Origin of the sequence: uncultured Pelagibacterium sp. (genome assembly GCF_963972885.1) — a bacterium.
GTDB classification, from domain to species: Bacteria; Pseudomonadota; Alphaproteobacteria; order Rhizobiales; family Devosiaceae; genus Pelagibacterium; species Pelagibacterium nitratireducens.
Map to the genome: position 1 here is coordinate 1 of NZ_CAXAXY010000026.1, position 25113 is coordinate 25113.

Consider the following 25113-nt stretch of genomic DNA (forward strand, 5'->3'; position numbering starts at 1 on the left):
ATCTTCAGGAAGGCCAGGGGCTAGAGCGTTTCCAGGATAGGTGGGACCTGCTTGTCGGGTTTCGGAAGCGCGATAAAACAAAGACTTAGAGCATTCAAGTACTTCGAAGAATGGCGGAAATGCTCTGGAAATTCCAACCGGCGCCAATGCGCGCCGGCGGGGGCAGCGTCTTGAGGAGAGGCGCGAAACACAACCAAGGAGGACTATCATGCGAACACTCAAGCTCATTGCCAGCGCTGCTTTGTGCAGCGTTGCGCTTGGGGTGACCGCTGCGGCGGCACAGGAAATCACCATTGGCGTTTCCATTCCGGCGGCCACTCATGGCTGGGCGGGCGGGCTCAACTGGCATGCAGAGCAGGCCATGACCCGGATCGAGGAAGCCAATCCCGAGATCGACATTGTGCTGATTGCTGCCGATGGCCCGGCACAGCAGGCCAACGATCTCGAGGATCTGATTTCGATCCACCAGATCGACGCGCTGGTCGTGCTGCCGTTCGAGTCCGAGCCTCTCACCGATCCGGTGCGGATGGTCAAGGAATCGGGCGTCTTTGTAACGGTTGTCGACCGTGGCCTGTCTCAGGAAGGCATCGAGGACGTTTATGTTGCCGGCAACAATACCGCGCTGGGAACCGTCTCGGGCGAATACTTCCTCTCGCGGCTCGGCGAAGGCGATAACATCGTCATCCTGCGCGGCATCCCGACGGTGATCGATGACGAGCGCTTCAACGCGTTCATGGAAACCATCGACGGCTCGGGCATCAACGTTCTGGATAACCAGTACGCCAACTGGAACCGCGACGATGGGTTCGAGGTGATGCAGGACTTCCTGTCGCGCTTCCCTGACATCGATGGTGTCTGGGCGCAGGACGACGACATCGCGCTCGGTGTCATCGAGGCGGTGCGCCAGGCGGGCCGCGAGGATGAACTGTTCATCGTCGGCGGGGCCGGCATGAAGGAAATCATCCAGATGGTGATGGAGGGCTCGGACCTGGTTCCGGTGGACGTTCTTTATCCGCCCGCGATGATCGCCACAGCAATGGACGTGACCGTCAGCCATTTCACGTCGAACGGTCCGGTTTCGGGCGAATATATTCTCGGTGCACCGCTGATTACGCCCGAGAATGCCGAAAACTACTATTTCCCGGATTCGACATTCTGATCTGCACTTCTTCCCATAGTGCGAAAAGAGAGGGCGGCTTTCGGGCCGCCCTTTTTCGTTTATGTGCCGGAAAAGACCGAGCGCAGCCATGGCAGGAAGGACTGGCGCGGTGCGCGTTGCTCGATTGACATCGTAGCCGGCCGGCCCAGCGCGCCGGCGCGCGGCAGCAACTCGCTCTTGCCGTCCCGATCGCCGTCGGGATCGTCCTCGCCGGCTGCGGCAGACGGCGTCTCGCCGGTCAGCGCGGCCAGATAGCTGTCGGCCCAGTTGTCGACATTGTAGGTCTGCGCCACTTTCATCAAGCCCTCCCAGCGCTCCTTGCGCTCTTCGAGCGGCATGGCGATCGCAAGGCGCATGGCTTCAGCGGTTTCGTCGGTGTCGAAGGGATTGATGATGAGCGCATCATGGAAAATCTCGGCCGCACCCGCGAAGCGCGAGAGGACGAGAACCCCTGGGTTTTCCGGGTTCTGTGAGGCGACATATTCGTGCGCCACCAGGTTCATGCCGTCGCGTAGCGGGGTGACCAGCCCTACGCGGGCGAGGCGGTAAAGTCCGGCCAGCGAGGCCTGGGAATAGGCACGTTTGACGTAGGTTATGGGCAGCCAGTCGGGTTCGGCAAAGCGGCCCGTCAGTCTCCCGACCGCCGAATCCAGCTCGTCGGAGATCACCTGATATTCCTTGATCGTATCGCGCGAGGGCGGGGCGATCTGGATCATGTGGACGGCGCGCCGAAGGTTGGCGTTGTTTTCCAGCAGCTTCTCGTAGGCCTGGACACGCTGTGGCAGGCCCTTTGAATAATCGAGCCTGTCGACACCCAGAATCATGGCTCGGCCGTTCATGGAGCGCTCGACGCGCTTATACATCTTCTGGGCGTTGGGGCTGGCGGCCAGTTTGGCAAAGGCATCAGGATCGGACCCTATGGGAAAGGCCTCGAGAACGGTGTTTCCCATCTCGATTTCGAACGGCGTGCCACCGGCCTGGCGATACATTTCCTCGTGGGCGATGAATTCGTTAAAGGCTGCAACATCGCGCTGCGCCTGGAACCCGACCAGATCATAGGCCAGAAGGTCGGTCAGCAATTCCTCATGGTGGGGAATTGCGTTCAGCGCATCAGGGGTCGGGAAGGGAATATGGAGATAGAACCCGATCTTGTTGCGGATATTGCGCCGGCGCAGCTCTGTTGCCAGCGGAATCAGATGGTAATCATGCACCCAGATGATGTCATCGGGCTGGATGTGCTTGGCGATAGCCTCGGCGAACTGGACGTTGACCCGGCGATAGCCTTCATACCAGTGCGAATGAATGTCGGTCAGGTCGAGTCGCAAATGGAAGGCCGGCCAAAGGATCGAATTGGAAAATCCGGCATAATAGCTTTGGTGATCGGATTTGGTGAGATCGATCGAGCCGATCTGCAGCCCGTCGATGGTCTCGAATTTTGCTTCCCGGCTGGGGTTTTCGGCGAATGCTCCAGACCATCCGAACCAGAAGCCGTCTCGCGCCGAAAGGGTCTTCTTCAAGGCAACGGCAAGTCCGCCCGCAGCGGGGGCCTTCCCGGGAATTCGATTTGAAACGACAATGAGACGGCTCATCTGATCCTGCTTTCCTGGATTCCCTGATCCGCAAAATTGGATGCGGTGTTGTTTGGTTCCCTCTCGATCAGGGCGTCGAAATAGCTGTAGAGCGTGGCGATGTCGGGCAGGGAAAACCGCGCGAGAGTTTCTGACTCCTCACCGATCCTGATGCCGAATCCGCCAAGGCGTTCAGCGGCGGCGAACCCGTCCTCGTCGGTGACGTCGTCACCTATGAAAATCGGCATGCGGCCGACAAACGGGTTAACCTGCATCAATCGGGAAAGCGCAACGCCCTTGTTGGCCGATTTCGGGCGCGCCTCAACGACTTTCTTGCCGTTTATGGCATGAAAATCGGGAAATCCATCAAGCGCACGGGCAAGAGCGGCACTGGCGATGGCGCCCTTTTCCGGCGCTGCGCGGTAATGGACGGCGACACCGGTGGGCTTGGGCTCGACGAGAACGCCATTCTCGCCATGCAGACTATCGGAAACACGGTCGGCTATCGTTCTGGCGTCATCGACAAGATGGGATTCGGGGGCCTGCTGTTCACCGTTGTGACGGTATTCGGCGCCATGGCTGCCGGTCAGCGAAAAGGCCTGGGATGGCAGGAAGCCATCTATCGCTGCAATGGAGCGGCCTGTGACAACGGCAAGAGCACCGTCGAGCGCGGCGTACAGGGTACGAAGTCGGATGGGCAGGTCCTCAGGGACCACGACCGCATCCGGATGTGAGGCGATTTCAACGAGAGTACCGTCGAAATCGGTGAAGATCGCTACCGGGCCCGAACTGGCGGACAGGATAGCGGAAACCGCGTTTTGCATAATCTCCGGGGCTTGGTTGTTGACGTTCGCTCCATCAGTTCAATGTCCACGCGGGACAAAGGGTTCCGGATTTCTGGCCATGGATCGACTCAAGGCGTGGCCGATCATCCTATGCATACAGACTTGCCGAGGTCGCGCCTCGGCGCAACCGCAAACCGCGCATACCGGCTAGTCACCGGACGCAATATGATACCACAAGAAAGAATGGCACCTGGCCAGGTATCCCCGGCCAGGGCAAAATGATGTCAGCGCTGGATGACTGCCTGAACGAGTGATCCCGATGCCGGACAATCAGGTGCGATTGCTGTCTCGACACAGGCAACGGCCGTGACGCCCGTCTGGGGTGTTGCAGTCAATCCATTGGCTTGAGTAATCGTCAATATGACGATGAACAGGCTGGCCACAAGCGCGGTCAGACTGACGAGGCGTGGTGTGGTCATCATGGTGGCCTCCCCGCACATGTCCGGAAAAAACGGCGGTCCAAACCGCGGAAGTTTCCGGAACGTTAACGCCGCATACGATGGGGAGAATGCTTGAGACGAAACCGTCTGGCAAGCCTTTGTTAACAGATTGAAACAATCTGGGTAAAAGCCTGCCACCCAACGCGGCAAAGATCGCTTTCAAAACAGGGAATTAGCCTGCCCTTGAAGTTGGCTGACGATGCGTCGCGCCGGTGGAAAAATGGGGAGAGGTGCGGCAAGTGCCGGCCGGCAAGATATAAGCATGCCCCTCTCCCCATCAAGACCGGCGAAACGAGGACGCTAGGTCCGCCGGTCTTTTCAGTCGCGGCAAGGGAGGGACAAGCCGCGACCAACGCAAATGGCCACGGGGCCGGAAAAAAGGTCGGGAGGAATGAATGCAACACGTTCCTTGGGGGACGCATTAAGGAGCTCATCCCTCCCTATCGAACGCAGCCGGGGACGCGGTGGCTACGCTCGAATGGGCCAGGTGACGGTTTCCCGTACCCAGAAATCTATTATTTTCACCATCTCCGCCCGATAGGCGGTCAACTCGTGGTGGCGGGCGAAAACAGCGTCGGCTCCGCTCTTGAGGAGCGCTTGACGGCTTTCGTCGGCTCCGATGTCTGAAATGGCTGCGATCGGAACGTCCGCCGCGGCGGCGAGGTTCCCGATCCGGGCAATGAACGCAGCTGATGCGCCGCTGTGAGATTTGAGGTCCACAATCAGCATGTCCGGCCGCTGCGACCCGGCCGATCCAAAAAGACGGACGAGCGTGCGTTCAGCCCGTCTGGCGTTGCCGATCCAGACGACACGCGCAGATGAAGCACCCGTCTGCATTGCCCTGCGCATCAGGCGCGCGGAGTGAATATGGTCATCAACGAGCACGAACAGCGGCTCGAGCGTGGCATTGCTGGTCATTGGCCCCCAACCAGTAAACAAACGCGAGTGGCCAAGTCTGAAACGAACTGGCTGACTGCGAAAAAACATGCGGCAAACAGGAAAAAAACAGAGGTCTCTCCGCCAAGAGACCGCCGCAATCGCGGCGCCCCGAACCACCAGATGCCGGCAAAGGCAACGGTGATTTCAGCGATATGGGCCAATTCGTGCGCAGGCGGAACGTTATCAGCCGTAACGGGCGGTAACGGGGTTGCCGATTTACATGTAAAACCAACAGGTCTAGGGTTGGTCAAAGGAGGCCGCATGCCTGAGGGGCGCGTGTATGCCAAGGACGAACAGTTAGCCGTTCGCCAAGCGCTCGATGAGCTTCTGGCCTGGGCCCCCATGCAGCGATCTCCAAGGCTGTCGGCCTTTCTTTCCTATATCGTTGAGGCAGAGCTTTCGGGGCGCGCAGGTTCGGTAAAAGCCTATTCCATTGCCGTTGACGTTTTTGGACGTGACGACGATTTCGACCCGCAGTCAGACCCGATCGTAAGAGTGCAGGCGCGCCGGTTGCGGGGTCTGATCGAGGAATTCGACCGACTCGATCTGGGCAGGGCACCCATACGGATCGTGCTCCCGGTCGGTCGCTACGTTCCTGAATTCGTTCCGCGCGAGGATTCAATCCCTATCGTCGGAGACGACGCACAGGAGCCGTCCGGTGCGACCGAGGAGCAACCTGGAGCCCGGCCGCCACAGGCGCCATCGCGATCCATATGGGTCGCGGGGGCAACGGCTGCGCTCTTGCTCCTTGCTTCGCTCTATTTCTGGCCTGAGCTGGGACAGCGCACGACATCGGGGTCAGCCGTCGTTCAGCCGGCGATTCCGCTGGTTATTGTCGAGGATTTTGAAAATCTCACTGACGACCAGCGCAGCACACCGCTCGTTGCGGGTCTGGCGCTTGAGCTGGTCACCGACATCAACCAGTTTGCCGATCTTTCGGCCGCCTATGGCGGGCCGCAGGCCGATCTGGAAGACGTCGAACGGGAAAATGGCGCGATTTATGTGCTTTCGGGCGTGGCGCGGCGGTCGTCGCGCGGCATTCTCTATTCGATCCTGGTGCAGGATGGACTGACACGCTCGATCGTCGCCACGTTTGAAGTTGAGGTGCCACTTGGCGACGGCGCCCCCAGCATGAATTTGCAGGACGTATCGGAAGAGTTTTCGCTCAGGCTCGGCAGTCCGCGCGGCCCCCTCCACAAGGCGGCGCGGATCTGGGTTGCGGCGCACAGCGCTGAAGACGATCCGGTGCTTGAGCCCTATCCGTGCCTTGTCGGATATGGGATGTTTCGTGAACGGCGCGCAATCTTTGATGCCGGAGCGCTTGAGCGGTGCGCGCGCCATTCAATGGACGAAGGCAGATCGGAGGGCGCGGCCATTCTGGCTGTTCTGACCGCTGACCGAGGCTGGCGCGTCGGGACGGACACCGCCGAGGGTGCGGCTCTGGTCGAGAGCGGGCGCGCGTTGGCGGAACAGGCGGTCGGCCGGGAGCCGACGAGCGGATTCAATTGGGCACAAAGAGCCTATGTTGCGTTCCTGGCCGGGGAGGTCGGAGCCTCACGCGACTTTTACAACACGGCGGTTCAGCTCAATCCGGCCATGGTGGACGTGCTTGCGGACTACGGCTATGTGGAAGGCCTGAGCGGAAATTGGGAAGCGGCGTTGGCCCTGTCTCAGCGGGCTCTGTCGGTCGAGGTCAATCCACCCGATTTCTATTCGATTGTCCCGGCGCTCTGGGCTCTGCGCGAGGGCGACTATGCCCAGGCGGTGGCCGTGGGGGAACGCATGGTTTCGGCGGTTCCCGATCTGGGAACCGCCGTAATGGTCGCGGCCGGCGGGCAGTTGCGCGACGCCGAGATCATCAATGCCTATCTTCCAAGGCTGCTGGCGAGCCAACGGTTCAGGCGGCTGGGCATCATGCCCGCTTTGCGCCAGCATGTGCTCGACCCGGACCTGCTGCGGACGATCTCAAGCGGCATTATCAGCGCCGGCGTGCCACTCGACCGGCTGGCCCATCCTTTCTGATCGAACGGCTCGATTGCGACTGGACGCGCCCGGCAAATCACTGTGAGATGCCTGTGGGAGGTGGCGTCATGAGTTTTAGAGCACTGGTTACCGACAAGGGCGCGGACGGCAGGGTCGCGTCCGGGATCACCGAGCTCGATGAGGGCAGATTGCCCCAAGGCAATGTGATGGTCGGCATCGATTGGGCGGGCTTTAACTACAAGGATGGCATGGCGCTTTCAGGTATCGGCGGGCTGGTCCGTGACTATCCTCATGTCGGGGGTGTCGATTTCGCCGGCCGTGTGATCGAAAGCACCGACGAGCGCTATCATCCCGGACAGGCCGTTGTGCTGACCGGCTGGCGGGTTGGGGAATGGCACTGGGGCGGGTTTGCCACGCGGGCGCGGGTCAATGCCGATTGGCTGGTGCCGTTGCCCAAGGAAATGTCGACCCGCGATGCGATGGTTCTGGGCACCGCCGGGCTGACGGCCATGCTGGCCGTCAACCGGCTGAAGTCCGAAGAGATCAAGCCCGGCGATGGCGATATTCTGGTTACTGGCGCCGGCGGGGGCGTGGGGTCCATGGCGGTGCTGCTCCTGGCGCGGCTCGGATACAAGGTTCACGCCATGACAGGGCGGGCCGAGCTCACCGACGAGCTCAAGGCGCTCGGGGCTACCGAAGTGGTCGGCCGTGATGCTCTGGCGCCAACGGGCAAAAAGCTATTGGCAACGCGCTGGATTGGGGCGATCGATAGTGTGGGCGGTGCGCCACTGGGCGAGATGCTCAAGCAGATCCACACGGGCGGTTGTGTCGCCGCGGTCGGGCTTGCGGCGGGCGATGGGTGGGATGCGAGTGTCATTCCGTTCATCTTGCGCGGGATAACGCTGGCTGGCATCGACAGTGTGATGCAGCCTTTCGAAGCGCGCATGGCGGCATGGGACCGGCTTTCCACCCTGTTCGGGTTTGGCGTTTACGAGCGGATGGTGCGCGAAGCGGGCCTTGGGGACCTCGTCGAAATTTCCAAAGACATTCTGGCCGGGAAGGTCAGGGGGCGGGTGATCGTGTCGCCCAAGGGATAAATTGCCTTTAGCGTTGGTATGGAAAACCTTTGCAGGTCTCGAACCGAGCCCGGCGAAAGTCTCTCGAAATTTTGCCAGATCGCTATAGGGTAACGGAGTATTTGCCGGAGGATTTCATGCAGGACGTTATCGATGCGCTCGACGAAAAGCGCGAACACGCGCGGCAGGGCGGGGGCGCACGGCGCATCGAGGCGCAACATGCCAAGGGCAAGCTGACCGCCCGCGAGCGGATCGATGTGCTGCTCGATCCGGGCAGTTTTGAAGAATACGACATGTTTGTCACCCACCGCACCCGCGATTTCGGGATGGACGAGCAGATTATCCCCGGCGATGGCGTTGTGACCGGCTGGGGCACGATCAACGGGCGATTGACTTACGTCTTTTCGCAGGACTTCACGGTGTTCGGCGGCTCGCTGTCGGAAACCCATGCGCAGAAAATCTGCAAGATCATGGACCTGGCCGTCCAGAACGGTGCCCCGGTGATCGGGCTCAACGACAGTGGCGGCGCGCGTATTCAGGAGGGCGTCGCCTCGCTGGGCGGGTATGCGGAGGTGTTCTGGCGCAACGTGCAGGCTTCGGGCGCGGTGCCGCAGATTTCGGTGATTATGGGGCCGTGCGCGGGCGGAGCCGTCTATTCGCCCGCCATGACCGATTTCATCTACATGGTGAAAGACACCAGCTACATGTTCGTGACCGGTCCGGACGTGGTCAAGACCGTGACCAATGAGGTGGTGACCGCCGAGGAGTTGGGCGGCGCGGGAACGCACACCAAACTCTCTTCGGTGGCCGATGCGGCGTTCGAAAACGACATCGAAACGCTTCTTGAAGTGCGGCGGCTGTTCGATTTTCTGCCGCTCTCGGCGCGCGAAAAGGCGCCGCGGGTTGCCACCAACGACCAGATCGACCGGCGCGAAGACAGTCTCGATACGCTGATCCCGGCCAACGCCAATACGCCCTACGACATGGCTGAAGTGATCGAAAAGATTGCCGATGAGGGCGATTTCCTCGAACTCCAGAAGGATCACGCGGGCAACATTCTTATCGGGTTTATCCGGCTCAATGGGCAGAGCGTGGGCGTTGTCGCCAACCAGCCCATGGTGCTGGCCGGGTGCCTCGATATCAATGCTTCAAAGAAGGCCGCGCGGTTCATCCGGTTTTGCGACAGCTTCGATATTCCCATCCTGACTTTTGTTGACGTGCCTGGCTTTCTGCCTGGCGTGGCGCAGGAATATGGCGGCATCATCAAGCATGGCGCCAAGTTGCTGTTCGCCTATGCAGAGGCAACGGTGCCCAAGGTCACGGTGATCACGCGAAAGGCTTATGGCGGAGCCTATGACGTGATGAGCTCAAAGCACATCCGCGCCGATGTGAACTACGCCTGGCCGAGCGCGGAAATCGCCGTGATGGGCGCCAAGGGGGCCACGGAAATTCTCTACCGCTCCGAGTTGGGCGATGCCGAAAAGATCGCGGCGCGGACAAAGGAATATGAGGACCGCTTCGCCAATCCCTTCGTTGCCGCCGAGCGCGGGTTCATCGACGATGTCATCATGCCTCACAACACGCGGCGGCGGGTGGCGCGGGCCTTCGAGAGCCTGAAAAACAAGCAGGCGCATGTACCGATCAAGAAGCATGGGAATATTCCGCTGTGAGGTTCGTATAGATGTTTAGCAAAATCCTCATAGCCAATCGCGGTGAGATTGCCTGCCGGGTGATCGAAACGGCGAAAAATATGGGCATTGCAACGGTTGCTGTCTATTCTGAAGTAGACAGGGATGCGTTGCATGTGCGGATGGCTGACGAAGCCGTTTACATCGGCCCGGCTGCGGCATCGCAAAGCTATCTCGATATTGAAAAGATCGTCGCCGCCTGCAAGCAGACCGGCGCGGTGGCGGTGCATCCAGGGTATGGGTTCCTCTCGGAAAACCCGGCCTTTGCCGAACGTTTGCGGCAGGAGGGGGTCTATTTCATCGGGCCACCTGTCAAATCCATCGAGGCGATGGGGGACAAGATCACCTCCAAGAAAATCGCCGCCGAGGCAGGTGTGTCCACGGTTCCGGGCCATATGGGATTGATCGCTGATGCCGCCGAAGCGGCCAAAATCGCCAAATCCATCGGCTATCCGGTGATGATCAAGGCGTCGGCCGGCGGTGGCGGAAAAGGGATGCGGATCGCGCGTTCGGATGCCGATGTCAAGGAAGCCTTCGAGCGCTCGAAATCGGAAGCTGCGGCGTCCTTTGGCGACGATCGGATTTTCATCGAGAAATATATCGAAGAGCCGCGCCATATCGAAATTCAGATTCTGGCCGATGGGCAGGGCAATTGCATCCATCTGGGCGAGCGCGAATGTTCCATCCAGCGCCGCAACCAGAAGGTGATCGAGGAGGCGCCGTCGCCATTTCTCGATACTCTGACGCGCGAGAAAATGGGCGCGCAGGCGGTGGCGCTTGCAAAGGCGGTCAATTATGTCAGCGCCGGAACCGTCGAATTCATCGTCGACAGGGACCGCAATTTCTATTTCCTCGAAATGAACACTCGGCTGCAGGTCGAGCATCCCGTGACTGAGTTGGTGAGCGGGCTCGATCTGGTCGAGGAAATGATCCGCATCGCGGACGGGGAAGCGTTGCGCTGGAGTCAGGCGGACGTGCAACTGGAGGGCTGGGCGGTCGAGGCGCGGATTTATGCAGAAGACCCTTATCGCAATTTCCTGCCCTCGACAGGGCGGCTCAAGCGTTATCGCCCGCCCGCTGCGGAGGCCTCGGCCCATCTCGTGGTGCGCAACGATACGGGCGTCGATGAAGGGGGCGAGATCAGCCCCTACTACGACCCGATGGTGGCAAAGCTGGTGACTTGGGCCCCCACGCGGATCGACGCGGTGGATGGGCTGGCGGTGGCGCTAGACCAGTTCGAAATCGACGGCATCGGCAACAACATTCCGTTCCTCTCGGCGGTGACCCAGCAACAGCGCTTCCGCGAGGGATTGCTTTCAACAAACTACATTGCCGATGAATTTCCCGACGGGTTTTCAGGTGTCGCCCTCGACGATGATACGTTGCTGACGCTGGCCGCGCTTGCCTGCCGGGCCAGTTTCCAGCTCGAAACGCGCGGCTTCATCGAGCCCACACCGCTCAGCAGCGGACATGTCATCGCCGAGCGGAGCGTGTTGATCGGGGACAAGCGTTGGGATTTTTCCATCCCTAAATCCGACGAATCCTTTGTGCTGATGACCGATGACGGCCAACCTCTGTTAATCGAAGACGGCTGGCAGCCGGGCGCTAGCCTCACGACCACCGAGATCGACGGACGCACCCTCCATGTAAAGATGGATCGGGTGACCTCTGGCTTTCGCATGCGCTATCGCGGCGCCGATATCATCGCCAAGGTGGTGATGCCCCATGTGGCCGACCTCATGCGGCATATGCTCAAAAAGACGCCGCCCGACATGAGCCAGTTTCTTTTGTGCCCGATGCCGGGACAGGTCGTCCGCGTGGACGTGGCCGAGGGCGATATCGTCGAGGAAGGTCAGCCCTTGGCCATTGTCGAAGCGATGAAGATGGAAAATGTGCTCCGCGCCGAGCGCAGGGCACGGGTTGCGAGCCTCAAGGCCTTGGCAGGGGATGTGCTGGCAGTCGATGCAGTCATCATGGAATTTGAGGCGGTGTGATGGGCAAATCCCCGCGCGATGTCTGGTCCCATATCGCCAGCGCGGAATTGCGTGACACCCCGCTCGACAGCCTGCGCCGCGACTATGGCGGGCTCGAGGTCGAGCCGGTCTATCTGGGTGAGGATGGTTCCATCCCCGGCGTTGAGCCGTTCACGCGCGGCGTGCGGGCGACGATGTATGCCAACCGGCCGTGGACGATAAGGCAGTATGCGGGGTTTTCGACAGCCCAGGAAAGCAACCGGTTTTATCGCCGGGCGTTGGAGCGTGGGCAGAAGGGATTATCGGTCGCTTTCGATCTGGCGACCCATCGCGGATACGATTCCGATCATCCGCGTGTCGTCGGCGATGTGGGCAAGGCGGGAGTGGCGATCGACAGTGTCGAGGACATGAAGCTCTTGTTCGATGGCATCCCGCTCGATGAGATGAGCGTATCGATGACCATGAACGGGGCGGTGATCCCGGTTTTGGCCATGTTCATCGTGGCCGCCGATGAACAGGGGGTGAGCCCCGAAAAGCTCTCGGGGACCATTCAGAACGATATCCTGAAAGAGTTCATGGTCCGCAACACCTATATCTATCCGCCCGAGCCCTCCATGCGCATCGTGGGCGACATCATCGCCTATACGGCCGAGCACATGCCGAAATTCAACTCGATCTCGATTTCGGGCTATCACATGCACGAGGCCGGGGCGACGGCGATCCAGGAGCTTGCCTATACGCTGGCGGACGGCATGGAGTATGTGCGGGCGGCGCAGGCACGCGGGCTCGATATCGATAAATTTGCCGGCCGGCTGTCGTTCTTTTTTGGCATCGGGATGAATTTCTTTGTCGAGGTGGCCAAGCTTAGGGCGGCGCGCACGCTGTGGTCAAAGATCATGACCGATCTGGGCGCGAACGATCCGCGCTCGAAGATGCTGCGCACCCATTGCCAGACCTCGGGCGTCTCGCTGACCGAGCAGGATCCTTACAACAATGTTGTGCGCACAGCCTATGAGGCGCTGGCCGCTGTTTTGGGGGGCACGCAAAGTCTGCACACCAATTCGTTCGACGAGGCGATCGCGCTGCCCTCGGAAACCTCCTCGCGCATCGCGCGCAACACCCAGCTTATCCTGCAGCACGAAACAAAAATCACCGATGTGGTCGATCCTTTGGGTGGGTCGTACTACGTCGAGGACCTTACCCGTCAGCTTGTCGAAAAGGCACAAGCGCTGATCGATGAAGTCGCGGCGCAGGGGGGTATGACAAAGGCCGTGCAATCGGGCGAACCCAAGCTGGCCATCGAAAAGGCGGCGACCATCCGCCAGGCGGCGGTCGATCGCGGCGAGGAGATCATCGTCGGCGTCAACCGCTACCGGCTCGATGCCGAGGACGCGATCGAAACGCTCGAAATCGACAACACAAAGGTGCGGTCCGGCCAGGTCGCCCGGCTCGAAACCATCCGTCGCACGCGCGACGAAGTCCGCTGCCAATCGGCGCTCGATGCGCTGCGCGAATATGCGGCGATGGACGAGGGCAATCTGCTCGATGCCGCCGTGGCGGCGGCACGGGCTCGCGCCACTCTGGGCGAAATCTCCCAGGCGATGGAAGATGTGTTCGGGCGATACGATGCGACCACGCGGGTACTGTCAGGGGTCTACTCCCAAAGCTATGCGGGCGACCCGCAATATGAGGAGGCTGTGCGGCGCATTGAGGGGTTCAGGACCTCTTATGGCCGCGCGCCTGCGCTGTTTATCGCCAAGATGGGGCAGGACGGCCATGATCGAGGCGCCAAGGTGATCGCGACCGCTTTCGCCGATCTGGGCTTTGTGGTGCACATGGGCTCGCTTTTTGAAACCCCGCACGAGGTTGCAGCCCATGCCGAAGATCTCGGGGTCGATGCGGTTGGCGTTTCGTCGCTGGCGGCGGGCCACAAGACGCTGGTTCCAGAACTGATCGCGGCGCTCAGGGAGCGGGGGCTCAAGGATGTGGCTGTTGTGGTCGGCGGCGTCATTCCCAGCAGCGATTATGAATTTTTGCGCGAGGCGGGCGTGCTCGATATTTTCGGACCGGGCACCAATGTGCTCGATGCGGCCTATTCGGTGCTCAATGCCATCGAGGGCAGGCTGAGCAATCGATGATCGGGCGGGTCAATCATATCGCCATCGCGGTGCCCGATCTCGAAAACGCGGCCCGTCGCTACCGCGAGATGCTCGGTGCGAGCGTTTCGGGCGTTCAGGAGTTGCCAGAGCATGGGGTGCGGGTGGTGTTTATCGAGACCGGCAACACCAAGGTCGAACTGCTCGCACCGCTTGGGGAAGCTTCGCCCATCACGGCATTTCTCGAGCGCAATCGGGATGGGGGCATGCACCACATTTGCTATGAGGTCACCGACATCAAAGCTGCGGTGCGACGGCTGACTGAGAGTGGGGCGCGGGTGCTTGGTGATGGAAAGCCAAAAATCGGCGCGCATGGGCTGCCGGTGGTTTTTCTCCACCCCAAGGATTTCGACGGTACGCTGATCGAGCTCGAAGAGGTCAAGCCCGAGTTTGGACCTGCCTAAGAAATTATTAACTGCGTTCGTCCAGGATATTGGCATGAGCAGCGCTGTTACCGGTTTCAAGAAGATGAACTGGCTTCCCAAGCAGTCGGCGTGGGACGAGATGGAAGCTGCTCGTCTCAAGCGCCGTGAAATGATGCAGGAGTTCCAGGCAAGCTCTAGCGCTCTCGCGTCCGGCTTTCAGGCCGCGCAGACCATGCAGATTCAAGGGGTTGGCGAACTCGCAGCGCAGGGCGTGCAGGCTCGTATGGACGCCAAGGTCAAAGAGATGCAGGCCAAGCTCGAAGAGCGCTATACCAGCTTTTCAAAAATAGCCTAGCAGCCCCCGTCAATGCCCCACGCGTGAAAACGCGTTGATGATGACGACCCCGGCGATTATCAACCCCATGCCGATCACGGCGGGCAGGTCCAGTGCCTGCCTGAAGACCACCCAGCCAACAATCGATATCAGCACGATCCCCAATCCTGCCCAGATGGCGTAGGCAATACCGACCGGCAGGGTGCGCAGGGTAAGCGAGAGGAAATAGAAGGCTGCCATATAGCCGACGACCACGATGATCGATGGCACCAGGTTGGTAAAGCCGTCGGCGGCCTTGAGCGCAGAGGTGCCGATCACTTCCGCGACGATGGCGCACAGCAGGAAAACATAAGTCATTGATTGTCCCGGCCGAAATGCTGGCGGGCGAGGGTCTTGAATCTGTCGCCGCGCTCCTCGAAGTTCTTGAACTGGTTGTAGCTGGGCGCTCCGGGCGAAAGGATCACCGTATCAAAGATATGGCCGGCACTGGCGAGCGCCTGCATGGCTTCGTCCAGCGTCGAGCATTCGGCAATGGGGATCGGCGTGTTGTCGCGAACGGCCTGGGCCAGCCGCTGGCCGGTGACAGGGAGCGAGCATAACATTACCACGCTGGTCAGCCCCATCAGATTGGCGAGGTCGGTATAGTCCTGCTGGCGCTCATGCCCTCCGGCAATCAGGGCGATCTTTTTGCCCTTGTAGGCGGCGAGCGCCACCTTGGTGGCTTCCGGCGTCGTGGAAATGGAGTCATCGACAAACAGGATGTCGCCGACCATCAGTTCCTCGAGCCTGTGGGGCAGGGGAATGAAGGCCTCGATGCCTGCAAATATGCCCTCGCGCGTGGCGCCGGCAGCGAGAGCGATAGCCGCTGCCAGCCGCGCGTTGTCGTGGTTGTGGGCGCCCTTGAGCCGCGAATTCATCGCCGCCATGAGGATCTCGTCGCCAAGATCGATATCGAGGGCAGCAATACGTTCGGTCGTGGCGGGAATTGTATTGATGACGCGCTCGACGGTAGCGGCCTGCGGGCCGATAGCCACAAGCTTTGGGCCCTTGGCGATCAGGTTGAGCTTGTCGCGGTAATAGGCGTCCAGCCCCCCATGCCAGTCCACATGCTCGGGATAAAGGTTGGAGATCGCGGCGATGTCGGGGGCGAAATCGATATCGGCTGTCTGGTAGGAGGAGAGTTCGAGCACCACGGTCTGCGCGCTGTCGGCGGCGTCGAGCGGGGGAATGCCCACATTGCCGGCAAGCACCACATCGACCCCGGACCTTTCCAGCATCAGATGGACCAGCGTGGCTGTTGTCGATTTGCCTTTGGTTCCCGAGATCGCGACCACTGTGCGGCCCTCGCGGAAATGGGCGCCCCAGATGTTGAGGTTGGACGTGACCTTGACCCCAGCGGCGCGGGCGGCATCGAAAATCGGTTTGTAGAGCGATACGCCCGGGCTTTTGACGATAGTGCCGAAGCGCGAGACCTGGTTTGCCTCCTGGGGCGTGATGAAACTGGCGCCCTCGAGTTCGGCGACGCCGTCATCGGTGGTCACGAACAGTTCGAGCTCAGGATAGGTGCGGCGTAGAAACGCTGCCGTCGAGCGGGCTTCGCGGCCAGCGCCGTAAAGAAGAACGGGACCGTCAATGTGCATGGGGAGCAACCGCGCTTTCGATATTTTCGGGGATGAGGTGATCGGCGCTGTCGGCCATGAATTCCTCATAGGCCGATTGCAGGCGGGCCGGGCCATAGAAGGCTTCGAGGTCCGGCCTGAGTGCTTTTACCACGGCGCTGTCGCGCCAATCGGGGTGATCGGCAATGCGCCACAGGCACGCCGCGGCTTCGAGAATTTCGCCGACGCACTCCCAGGGCTTGTGGCCGGAAAGCCCCGTCAACTCGCGATAGGGATCGATGTTGTCGGGATTGTCGAGGACGTTTTGGCCGAAAATTGCGGTCAGTCGAGCCTTGTCCATATGTGGCGCAAAGATCAGAAAGACGAAATGGCATTTGGGGCACTTTCCGCACCAGAGTGGGCCGTCATGGCCGGCGAGGCGGAAATTGCGGTTACAGCTCGAAAAGACGTCGTCGTAACGGTTCGATCGGGCGAACAGCGCAGCGATACGGGCTTCCGAATAGGGGCGCAGCAGCGAAAAATATCCCAGCGATCCCGATGTCGCGGTGGCCAGCACGTCGCGGATGGCGCGCTCGAAATCGATCGATTTCGAATATTGGTGATTGGCCTGGCGCCCGTCGAACTCGATATTGCCTTCGCTGGCCGAGCGCTCGTTGGAGAGGACGATATTGCCGTACCCGTACAAAAGGCTCGCCAGCGCCGCGATCATCGAATTGATGGCTGTGGAGGGCACGTGGCCGTTGTAATAGCCGGGCTTTTTGCCCAGCGCGATCATTTCAGGATCAAGGATGCGCTCGACAGCCAGGAACGGCAGGCCGGAGCGTTCGGCGGACGTCAGGATCGGGCCCTTTGGGTTGACTGCAAAAAGGCTCATCTCCGTCCCGGCGCTTTCGAGCAATTGCACGCTGACCAGCGAATCCTTGCCGCCACCGATCAAGACCAGGGCGCGGTCGGGCAGGGTTTGCGGAATGTTGTCCTGGCGCGGATCACCGGCGGTGATCGATAAACGACCGAAGCGCTTGAGGTCGTTGCGGGCGTAGAACTCGCCCAATCCATTTTCGTAAACGTCGAGCAAAAAGGCCCGCTGAGCCGGCGAAAGGGCGAGGGCGGTGGCATCGATTTCAAAAGGCGCGAGCAGCTTGAAATAGCTCACCCCCAGCACGGCGGCGGTCAGATCGAGCAGGGTGGCAAAGGCACCAGTGTCCGCCCTTGTCATATCCATGGTGTCGAGCGGAAAACGCAGCGTCTCGACAAAGGCGTGCCCGCCCAGCCGATAGCCGAACCGCGCCTCGCCGGTGGTGGGGTCGAAAACCGGGGCATCGATGATGAAAGAAGTCTGGCTCACGCTCTCGCCTTGCGCCGCGACACGGCACGCTTGAATCACTTGCTGTCTAATATATGCGCATTTGCAGCCGCAATGCGATCTCGTCGCCAATGCGCTGATAGCCGTATTCGCGCATGGCACAGGTCCACTCGGTCCCGACCTTTTCGATACGGAAAAGATTGTAGCGGCCGGGCGCGTCGTGACCTTCGGGCGCCGCCGAAGCGGCAGCCACGCCAATGACCGGAATTTCCTGGGTCGGGCCGGGTATGGCATTCACCGAAGACAAATGGGTATGGCCGTGCAGGACGATTTCGGCACCCGCCTCTTTCAGCACGGCCCGGACATCGGTGCCGTCCCACAGACCCAGGCGCCGGGAAGCGGCGAACTCGGCATGGGGAGGATGGTGGATCATCACGACCCGGAAATAGCCAGCTTCGCCGAGCAGGGTCAGGAGCTTGCGCAGGCGTTCGATCTGGTCGGCTCCGACCTTGCCGGCGGCAAAGAATGGCGGAGTCGCGATGGCGCTGGATACCCCGATGAGCGCCACCATGCCCAACCGGCGGACATAGGGAAAAGGCTGGTCGTCCAGCGTTTCGCCACGCATGTAATTGCCGTATGCGCCGCGCGCCTTGTCGAGCGCACCGGGAACATAGGCGTCATGGTTACCCGGGATCGCGCAGACCTTTTCGGGGCCGCCCAGTCCGGTGAACCAATTTGCCGCTCTGGCGATTTCCTTGTCGAGCGCGAGATTGACCATGTCGCCGGTGACACAGGTCATGTCAGGATCATGGGCCCGCATGTGGTCGAGAAGCGCCATCAGCGTTTCGGGTCGCATGTCGCTGGCGCGCTTGAGTTGCCAGTTGAGCCAGCCCGTCAGGCGTTTTGACGCGAGCTCACGTGGCGTGACAAGAGGAAGCGGCGCAAGATGGACGTCGGAAATATGGGCGAGGGTAATCATCGGGTGCACTATTGGCATGGCGGCTAAGGCAAGAAAATGGCCGATTGCCGGGTTTGCCACAATTTGTCATGGGTAGATCGACAGGAGTGGTCATGGCCCGAGGATGGGAACGGTTCAAATTCGGTGCATTGCTGAGGGCACGCGGCATTTACAAGCATCTTACGCTCGGTGCCCGGGCGGCGGTTATCGTCGAGGGGAAGGTGTTACTGGTGCGGCATGGCTATGTCGCCGGCTGGCAGATGCCGGGAGGCGGTGTCGACCCGGGCGAAACCGCCGAACAGGCCGCCCGCCGCGAGGTGCTCGAGGAAACCGGCTATGGGGTCGATGGCCCGATGCGGTTGTTCGGGCTCTACCACGCGACGGGCTATACCGATCGTGACCATGTCGCCCTTTATCTGGCCGATACGGCCCACGAAACGACGGCCTTTGTCCCCAATCGGGAAATCGTCGAGATCGGATGGTTTGCGCTTGGCGACCTGCCCGAGCCTATGGCGCCGGGCGCGGCGCGGCGCCTGGCGGAAATCGGGGAGGGCAAGCCGCCCTCTCCCGAATGGTAGGCCCGAGCCTGACCCAAACCGATCACTCAGCCGAGAAAATCGAGCACCGGTCCCTCCGGCACGATGCGGGTGGGATTGATGGTGGTGTGGCTCCAGTAATAGTGGGTCTTGATGTGGTCGATATGTACGGTCGCTGCGACGCCGGGCCACTCGCATAGGGCCTTGAGGTATTTCGACAACTGGGGGTAGTCGGCTATGCGGCGTATGTTGCATTTGAAATGCCCGACATAGACAGCGTCGAACCGCATAAGCGTGGTGACCAGCCGCCAGTCGGCTTCGGTCGGGGTGGAGCCGGTCAGAAATTTATGCTGTGACAGGATGTTTTCAACCCAGTCCAGAGCGTCGAACAGATCGGTGACCGCCTCGGTGTAGGCCGCCTGAGTTGTCGCAAAACCGGCCTTGTAAACCCCATTGTTTATGTCGCTATAGACGCGCGCATTGATGCGGTCGATCTCTTCGCGCTTGTCTTGGGGATAAAAATCGAACGTGTTGCCGGTGATCCCGTCAAAGGCCGAATTGAACATGCGGATGATGTCGGCGCTTTCGTTTGAAACGATGGTCTGGCGCTCTTTGTCCCAGAGGATCGGCACGGTCACGCGGCCCGTATAGTCGGGCACCGCCTTGGTATAGACCTGCCAGAGATAGTCGGCGCCATTGAGCGTGTCGGTATCGGAGCCCAGTTCGCCCGTAAAGGCCCAGCCAGTTTCATCGGGCATTTTGGGAGAAACGACCGAGACCGAAATGTGGTCCTCAAGCCCCTTGAGGGCACGGAAAATCAGGGTGCGATGTGCCCATGGGCAGGCATAGGACACATAGAGATGGTATCGGCCGCTTTCGGCCTTGAACCCTTCCTGACCTGTCGGGCCAGCGGCACCGTCAGCGGTAACCCAGTTGCGGAATGCGGATTCCGAACGCTTGAACTTTCCGCCTGTCGATTTGGTGTCGTACCACTGGGTCGACCATTTTCCGTCGATCAACTGCCCCATCGCTTGTCTCCTTGCTGTTCGTCTTGTGGTCGGTAACCCCATATCTAGCCAGATTGTTCTCGATTATTAGACGGATAACACCGAACACCGTGTTCGCCTTCGATTTCGATGGACCGAAGATATCGAGGGTGCTAAATCCGCTTTCGGCCAATATGGAGCCTGGTTCATGATGTTCGGTATCGAGCGAGACATTCGACGACTTTAGAGCGCGCATCACTGCGCGACTGTCGTCGTATTGCCTTGATCGATCTGGATATTGTTACAATGACCGCACTCTCGCCGCTCCCGGCCGCCACCGTTCCTACGCCTGCCGCGCTGTCCATCCGGCTCGAAACGCCGGACGATGATTCCTGGATCGAGGCGTTGCACGAAGTTTCCTTCGGTCCGGGGCGTTTTGCCCGCGCGGCCTTCCGGGTGCGCGAGCGGATCGCGGTGGATCCCGACTTTTCCTATATCGCCGAGATCAAGGGGGAGCGTGCGGCAAGCGTGCGTATGACCCCGATCAGCCTGGGTGGTGTCAACGGATACCTGCTCGGACCGCTGATGACCGACCCCGAGTTCAGAAAACAGGGGGCCGGGCGTGCCCTGGTCAGGCATGTCTGTGAACTGGCGCTGGAGCGCGAGGGAATCGCATTTGTCCTTCTGGTCGGCGATTTTGCCTATTACAGTCCTTTGGGTTTTGTCCGGACAGTGCCAAGCGCCATCACTTTCCCCGGCCCCGTTGATCCCACGCGCGTGCTGGTCCACTCTCACGATCCGAAGATGGCCGATACACTTGCCGGGGACGTTCTGCCCTGGGTTTAGGGGCAGGACCCAGGATCGCATGTCGAGCGAGAGCGATATCAGGCAGATCGTGACGCGGCTTTTGCCGGCCGCCGAGCCTATGCCCGATGCATCCGATCTTATCGCCGATTTCGTGATCAGCGATCTGGGCGATGCGGTGCCGGTGCCTGCGGCGGTGCTGATCGCGCTGGTTAAGCGCGGCATGGGCTACAACGTGCTCTATACCGAGCGGGCGACGGCCTTGCGCAAGCATTCGGGGCAGGTGGCATTTCCCGGCGGGCGGATCGATCCAGAGGATCAGGATGCCGCCTACGCCGCATTGCGCGAAGCCAATGAAGAGGTCGCGCTGCATCGCGACGATGCGGAAATTCTCGGCTATATGCCCTATTATTACACCGGCACGAATTACTTCATCACTCCGGTAGTGGCCATCGTCGATCCCCGTGCCCCTTTCGTTCCCAATCCGGGCGAGGTGGACGATGTATTTGAAGTGCCGCTCGAAACGCTGATCGATGAAAAAAGCTATAGCACCTTTCGCGCGGTCTATCGTGGGCGTGAGCGGCAAAGCTGGCAGATCGACCATGACGGCCACCGTATCTGGGGGATAACCGCCAACCTCACCCGCCGTTTCCGCGACAGCGTTTTGATGGAGCCGCACGATGAATCCTAACGCCGCGCTGGAGCGGCTCGCGCATGCATCCTGGCTGAAGGCAGCGCAGCCATTTTTCGCTTGCCTTGACGGCGAAGGCGGCAAGACGCGGGCGGTGGGCGGGATCGTGCGCGACACTCTGCTCGGCATCGAAGGCGGGCGACCCGATATCGATATGGCGAGCGAATTCGTGCCCGAGCAGGTGGCTGAACGCGGCAGGGCCGCGGGCATGAATGTCCATCCCACTGGCATCGAACATGGCACCATGACGCTTGTCCACAATGGTCGTATTGCTGAAGTCACAACCCTGCGCCAGGACGTTGAGACCTTCGGGCGCAAGGCAAGGGTCTCGTTCGGAACCGACTGGACCGAAGATGCGCGGCGCCGGGATTTCACGATGAACGCTCTTTATTGCGGCCCGAAGGGCCAATTGTTCGATCCGCTTGGTGGATTGGACGATTGCCTTTCGGGGCGGGTTCGCTTCATCGGCGATCCCGACGCGCGAATCGCCGAGGACCGGCTGCGTGTCTATCGTTATTTCCGATTTGTCGTCAGCCACGGCAACCAGCAGTTCGATCCAATCGCCATTGCAGCGTGCAAGCGCGTGGCAGACGATCTCGGCGCGCTTTCAGCCGAGCGTATCGGCCGTGAAATGATGCGGCTGCTCTCGCATCGCCGCTGTGCAGCGGCTCTGGCGGAGATGGCCGTTATCGGCGTGTTGCCGAAAGAACTCTTCTCGCCCCGTGTATTGGCCGATTTGGCGCGACTAGAAGCATTTGCCGTTCCGCTCGATGCGGAAATGCGGATGGCTGTGATGGCCTTTGCCGGCGTGGGCAGGCAATCGCTCCAGGACATGTGGCGGCTTTCCAACGCCAACATGGCGCGCGTCGAGCGGCTGATTGGCGCTGCCGACCTCGCGCGTCGGGATCATCTGGCCGAACTGGCCTATCGATATCGCGGTGAGCGTGAGGCGGGACTGGCCATTGCTGCCGCGATCGAGGGCAGCGCGGAAAACTGGCTCAATGAGCGCCTGACGGCCTTGCAGACAATCAATCCCGGAAGGTTCCCGCTGTCGGGTTCGGACCTGGTTTCAGCTGGTCATGCGCCCGGCCCCACCGTGGGGGCCGAACTGCAAAGGCTTGAAAATCTCTGGATCGAGTCCGGGTTTTCGCTGGACCGGACAGCACTTATGGCGCTTGCCCGGCCCGCCTCACGGGATCAGTGACGCGTTTCGACGTCGAAAATGCGATCCTTGATGCGCTCGACCATATCGGGCCGCACCTCGGACTCGCCGTGTTCGGCTCTGAGTTTTTCGACGGCCTTGCGGACCACTTCGGCCTCGCTTTCTGCCGTCGCGTGCCAGGTTGCGCCCGGTATCAGCGATCCACCATCAAATCGTTTCATGAGTGTTCCTCCGTCTCCTTTCGGGTTGCACGAAGTCTAGCTTGAGGAAACGATCGGGAGCGTCGGAAGTTCCATCAGGGCCAGCGAACGGTCGGGGGCATGGACGAGAGAATCGATCTCACATTGCCGCCCGTCTTGAGCCCGAACGTCGTGCCCCGGTCATGGAGCAGGTTGAACTCGACATAGCGTCCGCGCCGAACGAGCTGTTCTTCGCGCTGCTCGTCGGTCCAGGTCTTATTGAAATTGCGGCGGACGAGTTCAGGATAGATATCTATGAAACGTCGGCCCACATCCTGGGTAAAGGCAAAATCGGCATCCCAATCGCCGCTGTTGTGGCGGTCGTAGAAAATCCCGCCGATCCCGCGCGGCTCGTCGCGGTGGGCGAGGAAGAAATACTCGTCGCACCAATCCTTGTAGCGCTGGTAATCGACCTGTGTGTGCGGTTCGCAGGCTGCTTTCATCGCAGCATGGAAATCGATGCTGTCGGGATCGGTCTGGGTCCGGCGTGAATCGAGCACCGGGGTCAGATCGCCGCCCCCGCCGAACCACCAGTTGGATGTCACCACCATGCGCGTGTTCATGTGAACGGCAGGTACGTTGGGGTTCCAGGGATGGCCGATCACCGAGACGCCTGAAGCCCAGAACTGGGCATTTTCCTCGGTGCCCGGGATCTGCTTGGCGAATTCGGGCGAAAATTCTCCAAACACCGTCGAGATGTGAACACCCATCTTCTCAAAGACCCGGCCCTTGATGATCGACATCTCGCCGCCTCCGCCCGCCGGGCGGTCCCAGTTTTCGCGCTCAAACCGGCCGGGGGGCATGTCTGCGTGTGGGCCGGTCACTTCGTCCTCAAGGGTTTCGATCGCGGCGCACAAATCGTCGCGGACCGATTTGAACCAGGCGCTGGCACGAGCCTTCTTGTCTTCGATGTCGTCGGGTAGAGCCATTGTCGTAAGCATCTGCATATTCATTGTCCGTGCCGGGTCCCTATCACGTTGGAACTGGCGCGACCATGCGGCAGAATCGGGCAAAAGTGCTTGATCGGGATCAAGTGCGTCAGCCTGTCGCGGGCGAGCCGGCCAGCCGCTCAAAGCCACCCGTCTGGCGCAAGGCCTCGCCCAGAACGATGGAAGCGGAAATTGCCACATTGAGCGAACGGGATGCCGGCTGCATGGGGATGCGGACACGCAGCTCCGCACTGTCGGCGATCTCGGGCGGCACGCCGGCACTCTCGCGCCCGACCATGAGAATGTCGTCGGCCTCATACTGTGTGCCATGATGGGGAGTGCTGGCTCGTGTGGTCAGCAGGACGAGTCGTTTGCCCTGGTCCTGGCGCCAGTGGTCAAATCGGGCGTAACTGTCGTGCTCGATCATCTCGACGCTGTCGAGATAATCCATGCCCGAGCGCTTGAGCGCGGCGCGGGAAAAAGCAAATCCCGTGGGGTGGATGATATGGACCGGCACGCCCAGACACGCCCCCAGTCGCAGCAGTGTTCCGGTGTTGAGGGCGATGTCGGGCTGATAAAGGGCGAGGGCGATGGGCAATGGCATGACCGTGGCAGGGGGTTGGCGAAAGTTTGGTGGGTATAGTGTCGCAGATCGATCAAGTCACCTTTGGCAAGGCTGGACAAGTCCATGAGACAGTGCAAAAAGAAGCCAAAAATCCGCACCGCCTGGCGGCGGCGGACCCGACTCGCGTACCCATGCGTGTAAATCACCGGCGTCCGGCGGATATCAGAACAAGTTTGTGCAGGCCTTTTGGGGATCTAGAGCTTTGGCGACAGCGAGCGAAACAAAAGCGACACGGCGCGATTTTCTATTCATCGCGACCGGTGCGGTCGGTGCAGTCGGGGTGGCGGGAGCCGCCTGGCCGCTTATCAATCAATTGAACCCCGATGCGTCGGTTCTGGCCCTGGCCTCGATCCGCTTCGACGTTGCTCCGGTGGCCGAGGGATCTTCGGTGACCATCATGTGGCGCGGGCTTCCGGTTTTCGTGCGGCACCGCACGCCGGCAGAGATCGAAGAGGCGCGTGCCGTGCCGCTTGCCGATCTCAAGGACCCCCAGGCCGACGAAGAGCGCGTGCTCGAGGGGCACGAAGAATGGCTCATCATGGTCGCCAACTGCACCCATCTGGGCTGCGTGCCGGTTGGGGAATCGGGCGATTACGACGGTTGGTTCTGCCCCTGCCACGGGTCGCACTACGACACAGCAGGTCGCATTCGTCGCGGGCCGGCGCCGAGGAACCTCGTCGTGCCGCCCTATGAGTTCGTGTCCGACACTGTCGTGCAGATCGGTTAAGGGGAGTA

General features: G+C 60.7%; 25 protein-coding genes. 13 read left to right on the forward strand and 12 right to left on the reverse strand.

Annotated elements, in window-relative coordinates:
• Positions 1–208: 208 nt before the first annotated feature.
• Complete coding sequence (locus tag AACZ55_RS06490) at positions 209–1159, forward strand: substrate-binding domain-containing protein (protein WP_339644380.1); 951 nt, start codon at positions 209–211, stop codon at positions 1157–1159.
• A gap of 59 nt (positions 1160–1218) precedes the next feature.
• On the opposite strand, the gene AACZ55_RS06495 is transcribed toward AACZ55_RS06490, so the two are convergent.
• The 4 genes from AACZ55_RS06495 to AACZ55_RS06510 form a co-directional block, all read right to left on the reverse strand.
• Positions 1219–2748, reverse strand: a complete 1530-nt coding sequence (locus tag AACZ55_RS06495) for a trehalose-6-phosphate synthase (protein ID WP_339644383.1) — start codon at positions 2746–2748, stop codon at positions 1219–1221.
• Positions 2745–3551 (reverse strand): trehalose-phosphatase, encoded by an 807-nt coding sequence (otsB, locus tag AACZ55_RS06500; protein ID WP_339644385.1) that lies wholly within the window; start codon positions 3549–3551, stop codon positions 2745–2747. The genes AACZ55_RS06495 and otsB overlap by 4 nt, the downstream gene beginning before the upstream one ends.
• Positions 3552–3796: 245 nt before the next feature.
• Entirely contained in the window at positions 3797–3994 is a 198-nt protein-coding gene (locus AACZ55_RS06505; protein ID WP_339644388.1) for a hypothetical protein, read from the reverse strand.
• 486 nt (positions 3995–4480) lie between these two features.
• Positions 4481–4930 (reverse strand): hypothetical protein, encoded by a 450-nt coding sequence (locus tag AACZ55_RS06510; RefSeq protein ID WP_339644391.1) that lies wholly within the window; start codon positions 4928–4930, stop codon positions 4481–4483.
• A 282-nt stretch (positions 4931–5212) separates the two neighbouring features.
• Here AACZ55_RS06510 and AACZ55_RS06515 point away from each other — a divergent pair, with 282 nt between their 5' ends.
• From AACZ55_RS06515 to AACZ55_RS06545, 7 genes are all read left to right on the forward strand, one after another.
• Positions 5213–6973, forward strand: a complete 1761-nt coding sequence (locus AACZ55_RS06515) for a hypothetical protein (protein ID WP_339644393.1) — start codon at positions 5213–5215, stop codon at positions 6971–6973.
• Positions 6974–7041: 68 nt separating this feature from the next.
• Positions 7042–8031 (forward strand): MDR family oxidoreductase, encoded by a 990-nt coding sequence (locus AACZ55_RS06520; protein WP_339644395.1) that lies wholly within the window; start codon positions 7042–7044, stop codon positions 8029–8031.
• A 116-nt stretch (positions 8032–8147) separates the two neighbouring features.
• Positions 8148–9680: an acyl-CoA carboxylase subunit beta gene (locus AACZ55_RS06525; RefSeq protein ID WP_338609691.1), complete on the forward strand. Its 1533-nt coding sequence runs from the start codon at positions 8148–8150 to the stop codon at positions 9678–9680.
• 11 nt (positions 9681–9691) lie between these two features.
• Positions 9692–11692 carry an acetyl/propionyl/methylcrotonyl-CoA carboxylase subunit alpha gene (locus tag AACZ55_RS06530; RefSeq protein WP_339644399.1) on the forward strand — a complete coding sequence of 667 codons (2001 nt, stop codon included), beginning with the start codon at positions 9692–9694 and terminating at the stop codon, positions 11690–11692.
• Positions 11692–13809 (forward strand): methylmalonyl-CoA mutase, encoded by a 2118-nt coding sequence (gene scpA, locus AACZ55_RS06535; protein WP_339644401.1) that lies wholly within the window; start codon positions 11692–11694, stop codon positions 13807–13809. Before AACZ55_RS06530 ends, scpA begins: the two co-directional genes overlap by 1 nt.
• Positions 13806–14231 (forward strand): methylmalonyl-CoA epimerase, encoded by a 426-nt coding sequence (mce, locus tag AACZ55_RS06540; RefSeq protein WP_339644403.1) that lies wholly within the window; start codon positions 13806–13808, stop codon positions 14229–14231. Before scpA ends, mce begins: the two co-directional genes overlap by 4 nt.
• Positions 14232–14265: 34 nt before the next feature.
• Positions 14266–14547: a hypothetical protein gene (locus AACZ55_RS06545; RefSeq protein ID WP_338609695.1), complete on the forward strand. Its 282-nt coding sequence runs from the start codon at positions 14266–14268 to the stop codon at positions 14545–14547.
• A gap of 9 nt (positions 14548–14556) precedes the next feature.
• Here AACZ55_RS06545 and AACZ55_RS06550 read toward each other — a convergent pair whose 3' ends face one another.
• The 4 genes from AACZ55_RS06550 to AACZ55_RS06565 are packed head-to-tail and all read right to left on the reverse strand — an operon-like array spanning position 14557 to position 18427.
• Positions 14557–14883: an SMR family transporter gene (locus AACZ55_RS06550; RefSeq protein ID WP_338609696.1), complete on the reverse strand. Its 327-nt coding sequence runs from the start codon at positions 14881–14883 to the stop codon at positions 14557–14559.
• Entirely contained in the window at positions 14880–16166 is a 1287-nt protein-coding gene (murD, locus tag AACZ55_RS06555) for a UDP-N-acetylmuramoyl-L-alanine--D-glutamate ligase (RefSeq protein ID WP_339644405.1), read from the reverse strand. Before murD ends, AACZ55_RS06550 begins: the two co-directional genes overlap by 4 nt.
• Positions 16156–17490, reverse strand: coding sequence for a hypothetical protein (locus tag AACZ55_RS06560; RefSeq protein WP_339644407.1), 1335 nt, complete (start codon positions 17488–17490; stop codon positions 16156–16158). The genes murD and AACZ55_RS06560 overlap by 11 nt, the downstream gene beginning before the upstream one ends.
• Before the next feature lie 46 nt (positions 17491–17536).
• Entirely contained in the window at positions 17537–18427 is an 891-nt protein-coding gene (locus AACZ55_RS06565) for a metallophosphoesterase (protein WP_339644408.1), read from the reverse strand.
• Positions 18428–18519: 92 nt separating this feature from the next.
• Here AACZ55_RS06565 and AACZ55_RS06570 point away from each other — a divergent pair, with 92 nt between their 5' ends.
• Entirely contained in the window at positions 18520–18984 is a 465-nt protein-coding gene (locus AACZ55_RS06570; RefSeq protein WP_339644410.1) for an NUDIX domain-containing protein, read from the forward strand.
• Positions 18985–19010: 26 nt separating this feature from the next.
• On the opposite strand, the gene AACZ55_RS06575 is transcribed toward AACZ55_RS06570, so the two are convergent.
• A complete protein-coding gene (locus AACZ55_RS06575; RefSeq protein ID WP_338609701.1) occupies positions 19011–19970 on the reverse strand; it encodes a glutathione S-transferase family protein in 960 nt (319 codons plus the stop codon).
• A 264-nt stretch (positions 19971–20234) separates the two neighbouring features.
• On the opposite strand from AACZ55_RS06575, the gene AACZ55_RS06580 reads away from it, so the two are divergent.
• From AACZ55_RS06580 to AACZ55_RS06590, 3 genes are read left to right on the forward strand one after another with little or no spacing between them, the layout of a single operon-like run.
• Complete coding sequence (locus tag AACZ55_RS06580; protein WP_338609702.1) at positions 20235–20774, forward strand: N-acetyltransferase; 540 nt, start codon at positions 20235–20237, stop codon at positions 20772–20774.
• Between the two features lie 19 nt (positions 20775–20793).
• Entirely contained in the window at positions 20794–21423 is a 630-nt protein-coding gene (locus AACZ55_RS06585; protein ID WP_339644412.1) for a CoA pyrophosphatase, read from the forward strand.
• The gene (locus AACZ55_RS06590; RefSeq protein ID WP_339644414.1) at positions 21413–22627 is read left to right on the forward strand and encodes a CCA tRNA nucleotidyltransferase; all 1215 of its coding nucleotides are present in this window, start codon (positions 21413–21415) and stop codon (positions 22625–22627) included. The genes AACZ55_RS06585 and AACZ55_RS06590 overlap by 11 nt, the downstream gene beginning before the upstream one ends.
• On the opposite strand, the gene AACZ55_RS06595 is transcribed toward AACZ55_RS06590, so the two are convergent.
• The 3 genes from AACZ55_RS06595 to AACZ55_RS06605 form a co-directional block, all read right to left on the reverse strand.
• Positions 22621–22806: a DUF1059 domain-containing protein gene (locus AACZ55_RS06595; RefSeq protein WP_338609705.1), complete on the reverse strand. Its 186-nt coding sequence runs from the start codon at positions 22804–22806 to the stop codon at positions 22621–22623. The two genes, AACZ55_RS06590 and AACZ55_RS06595, sit on opposite strands and share 7 nt — an antisense overlap.
• Positions 22807–22880: 74 nt before the next feature.
• Entirely contained in the window at positions 22881–23777 is an 897-nt protein-coding gene (gene hemF, locus AACZ55_RS06600) for an oxygen-dependent coproporphyrinogen oxidase (protein ID WP_339644417.1), read from the reverse strand.
• An 85-nt stretch (positions 23778–23862) separates the two neighbouring features.
• A complete protein-coding gene (locus AACZ55_RS06605; RefSeq protein WP_339644419.1) occupies positions 23863–24357 on the reverse strand; it encodes a tRNA (cytidine(34)-2'-O)-methyltransferase in 495 nt (164 codons plus the stop codon).
• 223 nt (positions 24358–24580) lie between these two features.
• Between AACZ55_RS06605 and petA the strand changes: the two genes are divergently transcribed.
• Entirely contained in the window at positions 24581–25105 is a 525-nt protein-coding gene (petA, locus tag AACZ55_RS06610) for a ubiquinol-cytochrome c reductase iron-sulfur subunit (RefSeq protein ID WP_339644421.1), read from the forward strand.
• Positions 25106–25113: the final 8 nt, after the last annotated feature.

Bases quoted from the DNA above. Each gene is read 5' to 3' on its own strand.
- AACZ55_RS06490 (WP_339644380.1), top strand. From the start codon at position 209: ATGCGAACACTCAAGCTCATTGCCAGCGCTGCTTTGTGCAGCGTTGCG.
- AACZ55_RS06495 (WP_339644383.1), bottom strand. From the start codon at position 2,748: ATGAGCCGTCTCATTGTCGTTTCAAATCGAATTCCCGGGAAGGCCCCC.
- otsB (WP_339644385.1), bottom strand. From the start codon at position 3,551: ATGCAAAACGCGGTTTCCGCTATCCTGTCCGCCAGTTCGGGCCCGGTA.
- AACZ55_RS06505 (WP_339644388.1), bottom strand. From the start codon at position 3,994: ATGATGACCACACCACGCCTCGTCAGTCTGACCGCGCTTGTGGCCAGC.
- AACZ55_RS06510 (WP_339644391.1), bottom strand. From the start codon at position 4,930: ATGACCAGCAATGCCACGCTCGAGCCGCTGTTCGTGCTCGTTGATGAC.
- AACZ55_RS06515 (WP_339644393.1), top strand. From the start codon at position 5,213: ATGCCTGAGGGGCGCGTGTATGCCAAGGACGAACAGTTAGCCGTTCGC.
- AACZ55_RS06520 (WP_339644395.1), top strand. From the start codon at position 7,042: ATGAGTTTTAGAGCACTGGTTACCGACAAGGGCGCGGACGGCAGGGTC.
- AACZ55_RS06525 (WP_338609691.1), top strand. From the start codon at position 8,148: ATGCAGGACGTTATCGATGCGCTCGACGAAAAGCGCGAACACGCGCGG.
- AACZ55_RS06530 (WP_339644399.1), top strand. From the start codon at position 9,692: ATGTTTAGCAAAATCCTCATAGCCAATCGCGGTGAGATTGCCTGCCGG.
- scpA (WP_339644401.1), top strand. From the start codon at position 11,692: ATGGGCAAATCCCCGCGCGATGTCTGGTCCCATATCGCCAGCGCGGAA.
- mce (WP_339644403.1), top strand. From the start codon at position 13,806: ATGATCGGGCGGGTCAATCATATCGCCATCGCGGTGCCCGATCTCGAA.
- AACZ55_RS06545 (WP_338609695.1), top strand. From the start codon at position 14,266: ATGAGCAGCGCTGTTACCGGTTTCAAGAAGATGAACTGGCTTCCCAAG.
- AACZ55_RS06550 (WP_338609696.1), bottom strand. From the start codon at position 14,883: ATGACTTATGTTTTCCTGCTGTGCGCCATCGTCGCGGAAGTGATCGGC.
- murD (WP_339644405.1), bottom strand. From the start codon at position 16,166: ATGCACATTGACGGTCCCGTTCTTCTTTACGGCGCTGGCCGCGAAGCC.
- AACZ55_RS06565 (WP_339644408.1), bottom strand. From the start codon at position 18,427: ATGATTACCCTCGCCCATATTTCCGACGTCCATCTTGCGCCGCTTCCT.
- AACZ55_RS06570 (WP_339644410.1), top strand. From the start codon at position 18,520: ATGGCCCGAGGATGGGAACGGTTCAAATTCGGTGCATTGCTGAGGGCA.
- AACZ55_RS06575 (WP_338609701.1), bottom strand. From the start codon at position 19,970: ATGGGGCAGTTGATCGACGGAAAATGGTCGACCCAGTGGTACGACACC.
- AACZ55_RS06580 (WP_338609702.1), top strand. From the start codon at position 20,235: ATGACCGCACTCTCGCCGCTCCCGGCCGCCACCGTTCCTACGCCTGCC.
- AACZ55_RS06585 (WP_339644412.1), top strand. From the start codon at position 20,794: ATGTCGAGCGAGAGCGATATCAGGCAGATCGTGACGCGGCTTTTGCCG.
- AACZ55_RS06590 (WP_339644414.1), top strand. From the start codon at position 21,413: ATGAATCCTAACGCCGCGCTGGAGCGGCTCGCGCATGCATCCTGGCTG.
- AACZ55_RS06595 (WP_338609705.1), bottom strand. From the start codon at position 22,806: ATGAAACGATTTGATGGTGGATCGCTGATACCGGGCGCAACCTGGCAC.
- hemF (WP_339644417.1), bottom strand. From the start codon at position 23,777: ATGAATATGCAGATGCTTACGACAATGGCTCTACCCGACGACATCGAA.
- AACZ55_RS06605 (WP_339644419.1), bottom strand. From the start codon at position 24,357: ATGCCATTGCCCATCGCCCTCGCCCTTTATCAGCCCGACATCGCCCTC.